This is a genomic window from Streptomyces sp. NPDC014801 (assembly GCF_043082085.1).
GTDB lineage: Bacteria > Actinomycetota > Actinomycetes > Streptomycetales > Streptomycetaceae > Streptomyces.
This window is the reverse complement of sequence record NZ_JBIBXG010000005.1, coordinates 477,265-491,064: the sequence shown is the minus strand read 5'-3', so window position 1 is coordinate 491,064 and position 13,800 is coordinate 477,265. Positions and strand designations below refer to the sequence as shown.

The 13,800-nt window shown below is 74.1% G+C and carries 12 protein-coding genes; 6 read left to right on the top strand and 6 right to left on the bottom strand.

Going from position 1 to position 13,800, the window contains the following annotated elements; translation table 11 throughout:
- Positions 1 to 86: 86 nt before the first annotated feature.
- Both ACF1AL_RS14505 and ACF1AL_RS14500 read left to right on the top strand, forming a co-directional pair.
- Positions 87 to 974 carry an RNA polymerase sigma-70 factor gene (locus tag ACF1AL_RS14505; RefSeq protein WP_391780198.1) on the top strand — a complete coding sequence of 296 codons (888 nt, stop codon included), beginning with the start codon at positions 87 to 89 and terminating at the stop codon, positions 972 to 974.
- Between the two features lie 91 nt (positions 975 to 1,065).
- The gene (locus ACF1AL_RS14500; protein WP_391780199.1) at positions 1,066 to 1,818 is read left to right on the top strand and encodes an SDR family oxidoreductase; all 753 of its coding nucleotides are present in this window, start codon (positions 1,066 to 1,068) and stop codon (positions 1,816 to 1,818) included.
- A 151-nt stretch (positions 1,819 to 1,969) separates the two neighbouring features.
- On the opposite strand, the gene ACF1AL_RS14495 is transcribed toward ACF1AL_RS14500, so the two are convergent.
- Positions 1,970 to 3,172 carry an ROK family transcriptional regulator gene (locus ACF1AL_RS14495; RefSeq protein ID WP_391780200.1) on the bottom strand — a complete coding sequence of 401 codons (1,203 nt, stop codon included), beginning with the start codon at positions 3,170 to 3,172 and terminating at the stop codon, positions 1,970 to 1,972.
- 144 nt (positions 3,173 to 3,316) lie between these two features.
- Here ACF1AL_RS14495 and ACF1AL_RS14490 point away from each other — a divergent pair, with 144 nt between their 5' ends.
- Positions 3,317 to 4,531, top strand: a complete 1,215-nt coding sequence (locus tag ACF1AL_RS14490) for an MFS transporter (RefSeq protein ID WP_391780201.1) — start codon at positions 3,317 to 3,319, stop codon at positions 4,529 to 4,531.
- Here ACF1AL_RS14490 and ACF1AL_RS14485 read toward each other — a convergent pair.
- Positions 4,488 to 4,949 (bottom strand): acyl-CoA thioesterase, encoded by a 462-nt coding sequence (locus ACF1AL_RS14485; protein ID WP_366838275.1) that lies wholly within the window; start codon positions 4,947 to 4,949, stop codon positions 4,488 to 4,490. The genes ACF1AL_RS14490 and ACF1AL_RS14485 overlap by 44 nt on opposite strands.
- Positions 4,950 to 5,067: 118 nt before the next feature.
- Here ACF1AL_RS14485 and ACF1AL_RS14480 point away from each other — a divergent pair, with 118 nt between their 5' ends.
- Complete coding sequence (locus ACF1AL_RS14480; RefSeq protein ID WP_391705174.1) at positions 5,068 to 6,471, top strand: uracil-xanthine permease family protein; 1,404 nt, start codon at positions 5,068 to 5,070, stop codon at positions 6,469 to 6,471.
- Between the two features lie 26 nt (positions 6,472 to 6,497).
- On the opposite strand, the gene ACF1AL_RS14475 is transcribed toward ACF1AL_RS14480, so the two are convergent.
- Positions 6,498 to 7,610 carry a glycoside hydrolase family 6 protein gene (locus ACF1AL_RS14475; RefSeq protein WP_391780273.1) on the bottom strand — a complete coding sequence of 371 codons (1,113 nt, stop codon included), beginning with the start codon at positions 7,608 to 7,610 and terminating at the stop codon, positions 6,498 to 6,500.
- Between the two features lie 205 nt (positions 7,611 to 7,815).
- Between ACF1AL_RS14475 and ACF1AL_RS14470 the strand changes: the two genes are divergently transcribed.
- The gene (locus tag ACF1AL_RS14470; RefSeq protein ID WP_391657815.1) at positions 7,816 to 8,502 is read left to right on the top strand and encodes a DUF5995 family protein; all 687 of its coding nucleotides are present in this window, start codon (positions 7,816 to 7,818) and stop codon (positions 8,500 to 8,502) included.
- Between the two features lie 77 nt (positions 8,503 to 8,579).
- Positions 8,580 to 9,503 (top strand): LLM class F420-dependent oxidoreductase, encoded by a 924-nt coding sequence (locus ACF1AL_RS14465; RefSeq protein ID WP_391780202.1) that lies wholly within the window; start codon positions 8,580 to 8,582, stop codon positions 9,501 to 9,503.
- A 262-nt stretch (positions 9,504 to 9,765) separates the two neighbouring features.
- Here ACF1AL_RS14465 and ACF1AL_RS14460 read toward each other — a convergent pair whose 3' ends face one another.
- The 3 genes from ACF1AL_RS14460 to ACF1AL_RS14450 form a co-directional block, all read right to left on the bottom strand.
- Positions 9,766 to 11,463, bottom strand: coding sequence for an NAD(P)/FAD-dependent oxidoreductase (locus ACF1AL_RS14460; RefSeq protein ID WP_366838279.1), 1,698 nt, complete (start codon positions 11,461 to 11,463; stop codon positions 9,766 to 9,768).
- A gap of 59 nt (positions 11,464 to 11,522) precedes the next feature.
- The gene (locus tag ACF1AL_RS14455) at positions 11,523 to 12,311 is read right to left on the bottom strand and encodes a carbon-nitrogen hydrolase family protein (protein WP_391780203.1); all 789 of its coding nucleotides are present in this window, start codon (positions 12,309 to 12,311) and stop codon (positions 11,523 to 11,525) included.
- 248 nt (positions 12,312 to 12,559) lie between these two features.
- On the bottom strand, positions 12,560 to 13,705 hold the full coding sequence (locus tag ACF1AL_RS14450; protein WP_391780274.1) for an MFS transporter: 1,146 nt from the start codon (positions 13,703 to 13,705) through the stop codon (positions 12,560 to 12,562).
- Positions 13,706 to 13,800: the final 95 nt, after the last annotated feature.

Below are 13,800 nucleotides of genomic sequence, written 5' to 3'. Positions count from 1 at the left end.
CGCCGCCGGGTCCTCCCACGTCCGGCCGCGCCCGCCGCCCGGTTCCGCGCTGCCCGGCCGGTGGGCCGTCTGGCAGGGTGAGGGGCATGACGACCGCGCTCGCCGAGGAGTTCGAGACCCTCCGCCCCCGCCTGTTCGGGCTCGCCTACCGCATGCTGGGCTCCGCGGAGGAGGCCGAGGACATCGTGCAGGACGCCTATCTCCGCCTGAGCGGCGCCGACCGCGCCGGGATCGCGCACCTCGGTGCCTGGCTCGCCAAGGTCGTCACCAACCTGTGCCTGAACCGGCTCACCTCGGCCCGGGCGCGGCGCGAGAGCTACGTCGGCACCTGGCTGCCGGAGCCCGTCGTCACCTCCGACGGCGCGCTCGGCCCGCTGGAGTCGGCGGAGCAGCGCGACGCGGTGTCCGTGGCGATGCTGGTGCTGCTGGAGCGGCTCACGCCCACCGAGCGCGCGGTGTACGTGCTGCGCGAGGCGTTCGGCTACGGCCACCGGGAGATCGCGGAGGTCCTGGACCTGGGCGAGGCCAACTGCCGTCAGCTGCACCGGCGGGCGCTGAAGCGGCTGGAGGCGGCCGAGAGCCGGTTCGAGCCGGCGCCCGAGCGGCAGCGGGAGCTGGTCGCCTCCTTCCTCGCCGCCGCCCGCGAGGGCGACCTCGCCTCTTTGGAGAAGCTGCTCGCCGACGACGTGGTCTGGTGGAGCGACGGCGGCGGCAAGGTCAGCGCGGCGCTGCGGCCCATCCTCGGCCGGGAGAAGGTGCTGCGCTTCCTGGTGGGCGCCACGCAGAAGTACGCCGCCGGGCTGTCCTTCACCCAGGAGGAGATCAACGGCGCCGGCGCGGTGCTGCTGTGGGCCGACGGGACGCTGATCGGGGTGACCGCCTTCGAGTACCGCGACGGCCTGGTCGCGAGCGCGCGGATGGTGATGAACCCCGACAAGCTCGACTTCGTACGGCGCCAGCTCGGCCGGCCGTAGGCGCCTGTCACATTTCCGGGGGCTGTCCGGTCTCGGCTGGTGACGGGCGCTCCACCCGGGGGTGCCCGCGCCTGCGAAGGAGCTGAACGGCATGACCACGATCCTGGTGACCGGTGCCACCGGAACCCTCGGCCGGCTCGTCACCGAGCGGCTGCGCGCGGACGGGCACGAGGTGCGGGAGCTCAGCCGGCACACCCGCCCCTACGCGGCCGACCTGCGCCGGGGCGGGCCCGGACTGGACGCGGCCGTCCAGGGCGTGGACACGGTCGTCCACTGCGCGAGCGGTCCGCGCGGGGACGAGGAGGCCGCCCGCCATCTGATCGCCGCGGCCCGGCGGGCCGGGGTGGGCCACCTGGTCTACATCTCGATCGTGGGTGTGGACCGGGTGCCGCTCGGCTACTACCGCGCCAAGCTCGCGGTCGAGCGGCTGGTGGAGGACTCCGGCCTCGGCTGGACGATCCTGCGCACGACGCAGTTCCACGACCTGGTGGTGGGGCTCCTGCAGCAGATGGCGAAGTCGCCGGTGATGCCGGTGCCGGCCGGGGTGAGCGACCAGCCCGTCGAGGTGGCGGAGGTCGCCGACCGGCTGGCCGGACTGGCCGCGGGCGCACCGGCGGGCCGGGTGGCGGACATGGGCGGGCCCGAGGTGCGCACCCTCGCGTCCCTGGCCCGGGCGTGGCTGAAGGCGACCGACCGGCGCCGGATCCTTCTTCCGGTACGGCTGTGGGGCGCGACGTACGGCGCCCTGCGGGCCGGCGGCCACCTGGCGCCGGAGCGGGCCGTGGGCAAGGGAACCTTCGAGGACCACCTGGCGCAGCGCTTCGGCGACGGCACGGCCCGCTGAGGACACACGCCTGGCCGGCGCCTCACTCCTCGGTCCGCGGCTCAGCCCCCGGCCCGCGCGTCACTCCCCGGGCCGCGCGTCACTCCACCGGCCGCGCGTCACGTCGTGGGCCGCGCTTCACCCTCGGCCCGCGCCTCCCCCCTGCGGCCGCTTACGCCTCCGGTCCCGCGAATAGCTCCTCCTGGGCGCGGTCCCGGGCCGTCAGCAGGGCGCCGCGCAGCACGGCGCCGCCCCCGAGCGCGCCGGCGCGCACCTCGGTGGACAGCGGCGACAGCGCGTCGAGCCGCCGCTGGACGCGGTGGGCGAGGACGTCCCCGCCGGCCCGGCCCAGCTCGCCGCCGAGGACCAAGCAGCCGGGGTCGAGGACGGCGACGACGGAGGCCGCGCCGACGGCGATCCGCCCGGCGAGGTCGTCGAGGAAGCGGTCGGCGGCGCCGGGTGCGGCGGCCCGGCGGCTCGCCGCCACGGCCTCCCGTACCAGGGCCGCGCCCACCGGCTCGCCGTCGCGCGCGGTGCCCGTCACGCCGTGCTCGGCGGCCAGCCGGGAGACCGCCGCCGCCCCGACCAGGGAGTGGAACCCCCCGTCGCAGCCCGTCGCCGAGGGCAGGCCGCCGGTGCCCGGCACCGGCAGGAAGCCGATCTCCCCGGTGCCTCCCGAGGCGCCCCGGCGCAGCACGCCGTCGAGGATCACCGCCGCGCCGGTGCCGTGGCCGAGCCAGAGCAGGACGAAGGTGTCGCGGTCGCGGGCGGCGCCGTCGCGCTGCTCGGCGAGGGCGGCGAGGTTGGTCTCGTTCTCGACGCTGACGCGGGCGTCGGGCAGCCGCTCCTGGAGGGCGGCGACCAGTCGGCGGTGCCACGCGGGCAGGCCGGTGGAGTCGCGCAGTTCGCCGGTGGCCGGGTCGATGAGGCCGGGGGCGCCGATGCCGACGGTGTGCGGCATCTCCGCGCCGGCCTCCTTGACGGTCCGCTCGACCAGGGCGACCGCCTGTTCGACGGCGGGGCCGGTGCCGTGCTCGCCGCCGATCGGCGCGGACGCCTCGGCGAGCACCCGGCCGACCAGGTCGGAGACGAGGACGGCGACGCCTTCGGTGCGCACGTCGAGGGCGGCGAGGTGGGCGCGGGCGGCGACGATGCCGTAGAGCTTGGCGTTGGGGCCGCGGCGCTGTTCGCCGGCCTCGCCGACCACGGTGATCAGGCCGGAGGCGGTCAGGCGCTCGACGAGGTCGGCGACCGTGGGCCGGGACAGGCCGGTCAGCTCCTTGAGCCGGGCGGCCGTGAGCGGGCCCTCCTGCTGGAGCAGCCGCAGGGCGAGCCGGTCGTTGATGGCCCGGGCGGTGCGCGGTGATGCGGGCATGGGGCGCATCCTATCCGCTATCTATCAGGCAGGGTTCCTGATAGTTTACTCCGGCGAAGCGCCGTGCCGCGGCCTGCGCCGGCACGCCCGGCGCGACGAGGGCACCGGGCGCGACGGCGAGACGTATCCGGGAGGGGCGGGAGAATGAAGGCAGTGTCCTACGACCAGCGCGCCGTGCGGCGGGCCCGGTACGCCGTGGCCGCCGTGTTCGCGGTGCACGGCGCCGTGACCGGCTCGTTCGCGACGCGGGTGCCGTGGATCCAGGACCATGCCGGGGTGAGTGCCGGCCAGCTGGGCCTCGCGCTCGCCTTCCCGGCGCTCGGCGCCTCGGTGGCGATGCCGCTGGCGGGCCGGATCAGCCACACCTTCGGCGTCCGCAACGCGCTGCGCGGCCTGATCGCCCTGTGGACGCTCTCGCTCACCCTGCCGGCCCTCTCCCCCGACCTGCTCACGCTGTGCCTGGCGCTGTTCGTCTACGGCGCGAGCGCGGGCATGGCGGACGTGGCGATGAACGCGCTCGGCGTCGAGGTGGAGAACCGGCTCGGCCGCTCGATCATGTCCGGGCTGCACGGCATGTGGAGCGCGGGCGCGCTCGTCGGCTCGGCCGCGGGCACGCTCGCCGCGCACCTGGGCGCCGACGCCCGGCTGCACCACGTCCTGGCCGCCGGCGTGCTCACCGTGCTCGGGGTCGGGGCGTGCGCCTGGGTGCTGGACCTGCAGCCGGCCGAGGACGAGGAGCCGCCGCCGCGGTTCGCGCTCCCGCCGAAGTCCGCGCTGCTCATCGGCGCGATCGGGTTCTGCGCGGTGTTCGCGGAAGGGGCGAGCCTGGACTGGTCGGCGGTCTATCTGCGCGACCGGCTGGAGGCCTCGGCGGGGCTCGCGGCCGCCTGCACCACCGGTTTCACGCTGACCATGGCGGTGGCCCGGATCGCCGGCGACAAGATCGTCGACCGCTACGGCTCGGTCCGCACGGTCCGGGCGGGCGGCGCGCTCGCCGTGCTCGGCGGCCTGCTGATCGTCGTGTCGCGGCACCCGGCCCTGGCGATGACCGGCTTCGCGCTGATGGGGCTCGGCATCGCGGTCGTCGTACCGCTGTGCTTCGCCGCGGCGGGCCGCAGCGGCCCGAACCCGAGCCAGGCCATCGCGGGCGTGGCGACCATCACCTACACCTCGGGGCTGGTCGCGCCGAGCGCCATCGGCGGGCTCGCCCAGGCGACCAGCCTGGTGGTGTCGTTCGGTCTGGTGACGCTGCTGGCCTGCGGGCTCGCCGCGTTCGCGGGGGTGCTGCGGGCCGGGGACCGGGACCGGCCGACGGTCAGCCGTCCGTCGGACGCAGCAGTGCCCGACCCGCGGCCCTGAACGTCTCGCTCCACGGCGCCGGGCGCAGCGTGTCGGCGTCCAGCCGGACCAGCACCCGGCTGCCGTGGGCGTACGTCGTCGCCCCGTCGGCCGAGCAGAAGCGGAAGCCGTAGGTCAGGCCGGTGGTGCCGAGCCGGTCCAGCCACAGGTGGACGGCGTAGGTGCCGGGCCGGGTGACCGGGGCCTCGTAGGTGATGCGCAGTTCCTTGACGGCGTTGCAGGCGTCGCCGGCGGCCGCCCAGTCGCCCTCGAAGACCAAGCCGTGCTCCTGCCACAGCTGCGCCCAGGCCCGCTCGACCATCAGCGGGTAGCGGGCGTTGTGCAGCAGTCCGAGCGCGTCCAGGTCGTCGAAGTGGACGGTGACGGGGATCAGCCGGCCGTACGACAGGGCGGGGGCGATCGGGGCTTCGGCGGTCACGGGTGGGTCTCCTGTGGTGGACGGTTCAACCACCTCATCCTAAGCGGACGCTCAGCACCCCTCGTGAGCGGGGACAATGGTCTGCGGCCCGCACCCGCACGACGAAAGCGAAACCACCATGGATCTCGGCGTCCGCTGGAAACTGCACGGCGACGGACGCACCCCGGCCCCCGGCGCGGTGGTCCGGCCCGACGAACGGCTCTCCTGGCCGCGCACGGTCGGCCTCGGCGCCCAGCACGTGGTGGCGATGTTCGGCGCGTCCTTCGTGGCGCCCGTGCTGATGGGGCTCGACCCCAACCTGGCGATCATGATGTCGGGCATCGCGACCGTCGTGTTCCTGCTGGCCACCCGGGGCCGCGTGCCCAGCTACCTGGGCTGCTCGCTGTCGTTCGTGGGCGTCGCCGCCGTCATCCGCGCCCAGGGCGGCACCAGCGCCACCGTCACCGGCGCGGTGTTCGTGGTCGGCGTGGCGCTGTTCCTGGTCGGGCTCGCGGTGCAGCGGTTCGGGGCGCGGATCATCCATGCCGCGATGCCGCCGATCGTCACCGGCGCGGTGGTGATGCTGATCGGCTTCAACCTGGCCCCGGTCACCGCCTCCACGTACTGGCCGCAGGACCAGTGGACGGCGCTGCTGGTGATGCTGTTCACCGGCCTCGCCGTGGTCGGACTGCGCGGCTTCCTCTCCCGCATCGCGATCTTCCTGGGCCTGGTCTTCGGCTACGGCATCTCCTGGGTCTTCGACAGGGTCTTCGGCAAGATCCACTCGGTGGACGCGAGCGGCAAGCTCACCGATCACTGGCGCCTGGACCTGTCCGGCGTCGCCAAGGCGGACTGGATCGGCCTGCCGCACCTGCACGGCCCGACCTTCCAGTGGTCGGCGATCCTGGTCGCGCTGCCCGTCGTCATCGCGCTGGTCGCGGAGAACGCCGGGCATGTCAAGGCGGTCGGCGAGATGACCGGCGACCGGCTCGACGACAAGCTGGGCACGGCGATCTCCGCCGACGGCATCGGCTCCATGCTCTCCACCGCGGTCGGCGGCCCGCCCAACACGACCTACTCCGAGAACATCGGTGTGATGGCCGCGACCCGCGTCTACTCCACGGCCGCCTACTGGGCCGCCGCCGGGTTCGCCCTGTTGTTCGGCCTGTGCCCGAAGTTCGGCGCGATCGTCGCCGCGATCCCGGGCGGCGTGCTCGGCGGCATCACGGTCATCCTGTACGGCATGATCGGCCTGCTCGGCGCCCAGATCTGGCTCAACGCCGGGGTCGACCTGCGCAACCCGCTCAACCTGGTCCCGGCCGCCGCGGGCATCATCATCGGCGTCGGCAACGTCACGATGAAGTTCACCGACACCTTCTCGCTCAGCGGCATCGCGCTCGGCACGCTCGTCGTCATCACCGGCTACCACGCCCTGCGCGCCTTCGCGCCCGCCCACCTCAAGACCCAGGAACCGCTCCTCGACGAGGGCACGAGTTCCTACGACACCGAGGGCGGCGACGGCCCCGAGCGCGCCGCGTCCTGACCGCCACCGCCGGGGGCGCGGCGCCCTCAGCGGGCCAGGTCGTAGGCGTACGCCGGGGCGAAGGTGCCCGGCGTGCCCTGGCAGCCGTCCGACTCCCCCGGCAGCTTCACCCACAGATAGGCGTCGATGCGCGCCTCGCCCGTGCGCAGTGTGGGCGCGTGGCCGAGCTTGCGGCCGGCCGGGTCGCACCAGGCGCCGTCCGGCGGGGCGCCGTTGCCGTTGCGGCTGGTGTCGATGACGGCCCCCAGGCTCGCGGGGCCGCCGAGCGCGTCCAGCACCTGCCGGTCGTAGACGATCTCGTCCGCGGTGCGGTGGAAGTTGGAGACGTTGCTGAAGACGCCGTCGGAGGACGCGGGGTCGGCGGCGCCCGCCTGTCGCAGCAGCGCCGCCTGTCGGGCCGCGTCGCGCCAGCCGGAGTGCCCGGCGTCGTGGTAGACCCGCGCCCGCGGGTCGGCGGCCTTCAGCACCCGTCCGGCGCGGGCCAGCGCCGCGAAGCGGGCGGCACGGTCGGCCGCGGACAGGCAGTCGGACTGGGCGATCGCGTCCGGCTCCAGGATGACGACGACCTCCCCGGAGCCCAGCCCGGCGGCGAAGCGGTCGATCCACTCGTCGTAGGCGGCCAGGTCGGGAGCCCCGCCCTCGGAGGCGCCGCCGCAGTCCCGGCCGGGGATCGCGTACGCCACGACCACCGGGACCCGGCCCTGCGCGGCGGCGGCCGCCGTGACCGCGCGCACCCGCGCGCCGACGGTGTCCGGCGCGGGATCGGTGAACCACACCGCGGCCGGCTGGTCGGCGATGCGGGAGGCGATCACCTCGGTGCGCGGGTCCGACGGGTGGGCGCGGACCCAGTCGAGGACCTGCGAGTCGGGGTGCCGGTACAGGCGGGCGGGAGCCGGTGCGGCCCGCCGCGTCGGGGAGGTGCGCGGCCGGGGCCGCGCGGACGGCTCCGCGGACGCCGGGGCCGTCACCGACGGGGACACCGGCGCCGGGGACGGCACGGGCGGCGCCGAGCGGACGTCCAGCCGGGGCGTGCGGGTCGCTTGCGGGCGGGCGGTGTCGGCGCCGCGCCCCTCGTCGAGCCCGGTCAGCGTCCCGGTGACGGCGCCGACGGCGACCACGACGGACGCCGCGGCGACCATGGCGTGGCGCCGGGCGGCGCGCCGGCGTTCGGCCCGGCGCGCGGCGAGCCTGTGGGCACGTGAGCCAGGCACGGTCCCTCTCCCCCCTCACTGCGGCCGCTCCCCCACGGCACGCTCGCGCGGCGCGGCGGGCCCGTTCCCCCGTTCTGGGGAAGCAGCGGGCCCGCCGGCACTGCGGAAAGCCTAGGACTGGGACCCTGCCTGCATGGCGCAGTTGGAACAGTTCACCACACCAGTCGACGCGGTGGTCTCGCGCATGCGCGCCCTGGACGCGGCCCTGCCCGCGCGGGACGGCGTGGCGGTGTTCAACCGCGTCTACCTCACCGTCACCGAGGAGGTCGACCGGCGCGTCGGCACCGGTGCCTTCCCCGACCCGCGGACCGCGATCACGCTGGACGTGCTGTTCGCCGAGCGGTACCTGACGGCGGTCGAGGCGGACGGGCCGGACCGCCGTCCGCCGGCCTGCTGGCGGCCGCTGCTGCAGTTCCGCCGCCATCCCGGCGTACGGCCGCTGCAGTTCGCGCTCGCGGGCATCAACGCGCACATCGGGCACGACCTCGCGCTCGCCGTGGTGGACGCCTGCCGTAGCCTCGGCTGCGCCCCGGCCGAGCTGGAGGACGCCTACGACCGGGTGGGTGACCTCCTCGTGTCGCTGGAGGAGCGCATCCGCGAGGAGCTGATGCCGGGCCCCGATCTGCTGCAGATCGCCGACCCGCTCACCCATCTGCTCGGCTCCTGGAGCCTGGAGCGCGCCCGGGACGCCGCGTGGTCGGCCGCGCGTGCGCTGTGGGCGCTGCGCGGACTGCCCGAGCTCACCGCGGAGTTCACCGACCGGCTGGACGCGGCGGTCGGGTTCGCCGGGCGGATGCTGCTCACCCCGTTGCCGGACTGAGCGTGCCCTGACTGGCGTTCACGCGCGAGCGCTGTACGTTGGCCGATGGGGCACACCGAACGCGAAGGAGATGCGTCATGGCCATCCGTCTCGGACTCGGTCTTCCCCAGCTGCGGCAGTACGACCTCGCCAAGGACGTCACCGATGTGGCGCGTACCGCCGAGCAGATCGGCTACGACAGCGTGTGGGTGTACGAGCGGGCGCTCGTCCCCGAGCACCCCACCCAAGGGCTGTACGGCATCCCGGGTCTGCCCTGGCCGGACTGGTACCGCGGGATGGCCCATCCGCTGGTCACGCTGACCCTGGCGGCCGCGGTCACCGAACGGGTGCGGCTGGGCACCGGCGTCGTGGTCGGGCCGCTGCACGGGCCGTTCCAGCTCGCCAAGGCGCTGGCCACGCTGGACGCGGCGAGCGGGGGCCGGGTGATCGCGGGCCTGGGCAGCGGCTGGTCCACCGACGAGTTCGCCGCCGCCTCGCCACGTCCGTATGAGGAGCGCGGCCGGATGCTCGACGAGGTGATCGACGTGTGCCGGGCCGTGTGGGGCCCGGACCCGGTCAGCTACGAGGGCGCCGTCACCCGGCTCGACGCCGCGGTGGTCGGGCCGAAGCCGGCCCGGCCGATCCCGATCCTGGTCGGCGCGGCCGCCCGCAAGGCGCTCGTCCGGGTCGTGGACCACGCCGACGGCTGGATCCCGGTCGCCATGAGCCCGGACGCCTACGCCACCGGCTGGAACGAGCTCCAGGACATCGCCGCCGAGCGCGGCCGCAGCCGGCCCATCGAACGGGTGCCGCGGGTGAACGCCCTGTACAGCGCCAAGGCCTACGACGGCGACGACCGCCGGCCGTTCCAGGGCAACGCCGACCAGATCGTGACGGACCTCGCGGCGTTCGCCGAGATCGGCATGGACGCCGTCCTCCTCGACCTGCAGACCACCCCGCGCGACGCGCAGGAGCTGAAGGACGTCGCCGCGGAGGTCTACGAGAAGGCGGCGGGACTCTAGGGGGTGTCTCGTCGATCACGCCGGATCAGGGAGCGGCGCCTGGTGGTGGGGGTACCTCCCACGCCGTTCAGGCAGTGGGGGAGCATCGCAAGGCGGAGGAGGGAGTCGATGCGGAGCATCGGGGACCGACGACAACGCGGCGAGGTGCGGTGCCAGGCGCCGCGAGCCCGGCGTGATCGACGAGACACCCCCTAGGAGCGCGCCGCGCCCCGGGTCCCGCCGCCCCGCCCGTGGCGCCGGCGGTGACGCCGGCGCCTCCCGGTCAGTCCTCCGGGAGCTCCACCGGCGCGATCTCGTCGTAGACGTCGCCCGGGCCCGGGTTGGACGGGTCGGTCTCGCCGCCGAAGTGGTGCATGACGCCCCAGACCGCGTTCAGCGCGGTCTGGACGGCGCCCTCGGCCCAGCCGGCCGTCCAGGAGATGTCGTCGCCGGCGAGGAAGATGCCCCGCTTGTCCTCGGGCAGCCGGTCCTGCATGAAGTGCGTGAACAGGCGGCGCTGGTAGCGGTAGTGGCCCGGCAGGTTGGCCTTGAACGCGCCCATGAAGTAGGGCTCGTTCTCCCAGGAGACCGTCACCGGGTTGCCGATGATGTGCTTCCGGATGTCGACCTTCGGGTAGATCTCGCCGAGCGACTTCAGCATGACCTCCATCCGCTCGTTGGCGGACAGCGGCAGCCACTTCAGGCTGTCGTCGCACCAGGTGTACGACAGGCAGATGACGGCGGGCTGGTCCGGGCCGTTGTCGAGCAGGTAGGTGCCGCGGGTCATGCGGTCGGTGAGCGTCATCGACATGACGTCCCGGCCGGTCTCCTCGTCCTTGTCCAGCCAGAAGGGCCGGTCCACGGGCACGAAGAGCTTGGAGCTCTCCATGTAGTGGGTGCGCTCGATCGCGGTCCAGTGGTCGATCGGGAAGAGCGAGTCGTCACAGGCGATCTTGGACAGCAGCATCCACGACTGGGCGGTGAAGATGGCCGCCTTGTAGGTGCGGATGTCGCCGTTCGCGTCGGTCACGGTGATCTGGTTGCCGGCGGTGCGGTGCAGCCGGGTCACGGCCGGGCGCGGCTCGCCGTTCACGTGCAGGGACTTCAGCGAGGTGCCGTACGGCCAGTGGACGATCTTCTCCGGCTCGCGCTCCCACAGGCGCAGCGGGAGCTGCTGGGAGCCGCCGACGATGCCGCGGTGGTGGTCGTCGGCCTCGGTGTAGACGACGCGCAGGATCTCCAGGATGGAGTTCGGGAAGTCGGTGTCCCAGCCGCCGGTGCCGAAGCCGACCTGGCCGAAGATCTCCCGGTGGCGGAAGGACTTGAAGGCCTCGGAGTCGCACAGGAAGCCGTAGAAGGTCTGGTTGTCGAGCTTCTCGACGAGCTTGGCCCAGATCTCGCGGATGCGCGGCACGTCCCGCTCGCGCATGGCGCGGTTCATGTCGGAGAAGTCGGCGCCCTCTTCGAGGCACTTGTTCCAGGCGTCGGCGACGTCCCGGTACACCTGGGGCAGGTCGTCGATGGTCTCGGCGTAGTGCGACTCGCCCTTGAGGTCGACCACGGTCGAGGGGGTCGCCTCGGCCAGCGGGTTCGGGAAGGGCTTCGTCTCCAGGCCGACCAGGTCGATGTAGTGCTGCAGGGCGGTGGAGGACGGCGGGAAGCGCATGGCGCCCAGCTCGCAGTTGAGCGTCTCGTCGCAGCCCTCGAAGCCGACGGTGCGCAGCCGGCCGCCGAGCTGGTCCGCTTCGTAGACGACCGGCTTGAGGCCCATCTTCATCAGCTCGTACGCGGCCACGATGCCGGACAGACCGCCGCCGATGACCGCGACCTCGGTGCCGTGCTCGGTCGCGGGTATCTGGCCGAGGCCCGCGGGGTGGGCGAGGAAGTCGTCGTAGGCGTAGGGGAAGTCCGGGCCGAACATGGTGATCGGCGGCTGCTGCTCGTCGGTGTGCTCGACGGCGTTGGGCACCGTGGACGTCATGGGGTACGGACTCCTTGCGCGGGTGGTTCTGGGGAGGGTGCGGGGGTTTCCCGGGAGGTTCAGACGAGGGACCCGTACAGGTCCGGGCGGCGGTCCCTCAGGTACGGGTTGTCCTCGCGGGAGGCGGCCAGGAACGCCGGGTCGGCGTCGGCGAGGACCAGCTGCTCGGTGCGGCCGGCGCGGGCGCGGGCGACGCCGTCGGGGCCGGCGAGCGTGGAGAGCCCGACGAACTCGAACTCCTCTTCCCGGCCGACGCGGTTGACGTACGCGACGTACATCTGGTTCTCGAAGGCCCGCACCGGGATCATCGACTCGGCGACGAACTGGAAGGGGTGCATCTGCGCCGTCGGGACGAGCAGGAGGTCGGTGCCGGCCAGGGCGTGGGCGCGGACGTTCTCCGGGAACTCGACGTCGTAGCAGATCAGCAGGCCGACGGTGAGGCCGTTCAGCTCGGTCTGGACGAGCTGGCGGTCGCCCGGGGTGAAGTGGTCCCGCTCGAAGCAGCCGAAGAGGTGGGTCTTGCGGTAGTTCGCGCGGCGGGTGCCGGTCGCGTCGATCAGCTGGGCGGAGTTGTAGACGCTCTCGCCCTCGCGCTCCGGGTAGCCGTACGCGACGGCGACGCCGTGCCGGGCGGCGATCTCCGCGATCGCGTCGGCGGAGTCGCCGTCGGCGGGCTCGGCGAGACGGGCGATGTCGTCGCCGATCGCGTAGCCGGTCAGGAACATCTCCGGCGCGGTCAGCAGCCCGGCTCCGGCGGCGGCGGCACGGCCCGCGGCGTCGTCGAGCACCTTGAGGTTCTCGGCGACGGATCCGGGGCGGCCGGAGCTCTGGAGCAGGGCGGTGCGCATGCGTGTTCCTCACCGGTACGTAAGGGGTTGGGGGGCCTTCTAGACGGTACGGTCGGCTGCGCGGGCGGGACAAGGAGGAGCCGTTGCGCGCCGGTGAGCGGATCGTTGCGTGCGTTTGTTTCTTCGCGGCGATTCGTTGCGCGGTGTGTTTGCGGGGCCCACGGGGGCGGGGTCGTGCAGGTCGCGCCCCGGGTGCGGGTGAGTGGTGGGCCGGTCGCGCAGTTCCCCGCGCCCCTGGGGTGTTGCAGTCACCCCCTTCCCCTGCGGCTCCACACCAGGCGCAGGGCCACCAGCACGTACGGAACCGCCAGCACCGTGAACGCCCTGGCGTGGTCGCCCCCCACGCTCAGCGCCGCGTACAGCCCGTACACCCCGATCGTCGTGACATCCGTCCCCAGCCCCGCCAGCGACGTCACCGTCGCCCGCGTGCCGTCGTCCAGCCGTTCCTGCAGCCGCGCGTCCACCAGCACCGTCGCCAGCTGGAACCCGCAGAAGGCCACCGCGACCAGCACCAGCCCGAGCGCCGTGCCCCAGCACGCACCGGCCGCCAGCATCACTCCCGCGCCGGCCGACAACGCAGCCAGCCCCCGCGTCCCCACCCGGGCGGCCGCACCCGCGAGCAGTCCGCCCACGGTCGCCCCGGCCCCGATCAGCAGCAGGAAGTACGGTGCCATCGCGTCCCGCACCCCGGCCTCGCGCACCAGCAGCGGCGTGTACTCGTCGAGCGCTCCCCAGACCGCCGTGACGGCCGGGACCAGCAGCACCGCCGCCCGCACCCGGCGGTCACCCCGGACCGCCGCCATACCGGAGCGCAGGGTCGCGAGCCACGCTTCGGGCGGTTCCTCCGCCGCGCCCCGGTGTTCGGGGAAGCGCGTGGCGACCGCGGCGGTCAGCAGACAGGCCCCGACGCTCGCCGCTCCCACGGCGGCGTACCCGCCCGCGTCCAGCACCGGCCCGGCCAGTCCCGTTGCGGACATCACGCCGAGGAGGCCGGCCGCCCGGGCGCGGCCCATGAGCCGCGGATAGCGGGCGGCCGCGCCGAGCCGGTCGAGTTCGTCGTGGACGAGGGCCTCCAGGGAGCCGGAGGCGAGGGCGCCGCGCGTGCCCCACAGCAGGAAGCCGACGGCGAAGGCCCAGTAGGAGGGGTGGACGACCCACAGCGTGTAGCCGACCGCCGTGAGCAGCGGGCCGACCCACAGCAGCAGCCGTCGGGAGACCGCGTCGGCCCACGCGCCGGACGGCACCTCCAGCAGGACGCCGGTGAGCGACCACAGCGCGAACAGCGAGGAGATCTCACCGACGGACAGGCCGGTGTCCGTGAAGAGCAGCGCGTACACCGGGTAGAGCAGGACGAAGTCGTCCAGGAAGGAGTACGCGTCCAGGGTGCGCGCCAGTCGGCGGACCGCACCGGTGTCGTCCGGAACCCGGTCGGGTCAATGTCGTCGTCTCATGCCCCGATGGTAGGCCGCCGGGACCGGGCCGCGCAGGT

Bases quoted from the DNA above. Each gene is read 5' to 3' on its own strand.
- ACF1AL_RS14465 (WP_391780202.1), top strand. From the start codon at position 8,580: ATGGCCATCCGTCTCGGACTCGGTCTTCCCCAGCTGCGGCAGTACGAC.
- ACF1AL_RS14495 (WP_391780200.1), bottom strand. From the start codon at position 3,172: ATGCCCGCATCACCGCGCACCGCCCGGGCCATCAACGACCGGCTCGCC.
- ACF1AL_RS14455 (WP_391780203.1), bottom strand. From the start codon at position 12,311: ATGCGCACCGCCCTGCTCCAGAGCTCCGGCCGCCCCGGATCCGTCGCC.
- ACF1AL_RS14490 (WP_391780201.1), top strand. From the start codon at position 3,317: ATGAAGGCAGTGTCCTACGACCAGCGCGCCGTGCGGCGGGCCCGGTAC.
- ACF1AL_RS14460 (WP_366838279.1), bottom strand. From the start codon at position 11,463: ATGACGTCCACGGTGCCCAACGCCGTCGAGCACACCGACGAGCAGCAG.
- ACF1AL_RS14505 (WP_391780198.1), top strand. From the start codon at position 87: ATGACGACCGCGCTCGCCGAGGAGTTCGAGACCCTCCGCCCCCGCCTG.
- ACF1AL_RS14470 (WP_391657815.1), top strand. From the start codon at position 7,816: ATGGCGCAGTTGGAACAGTTCACCACACCAGTCGACGCGGTGGTCTCG.
- ACF1AL_RS14480 (WP_391705174.1), top strand. From the start codon at position 5,068: ATGGATCTCGGCGTCCGCTGGAAACTGCACGGCGACGGACGCACCCCG.
- ACF1AL_RS14475 (WP_391780273.1), bottom strand. From the start codon at position 7,610: ATGGTCGCCGCGGCGTCCGTCGTGGTCGCCGTCGGCGCCGTCACCGGG.
- ACF1AL_RS14500 (WP_391780199.1), top strand. From the start codon at position 1,066: ATGACCACGATCCTGGTGACCGGTGCCACCGGAACCCTCGGCCGGCTC.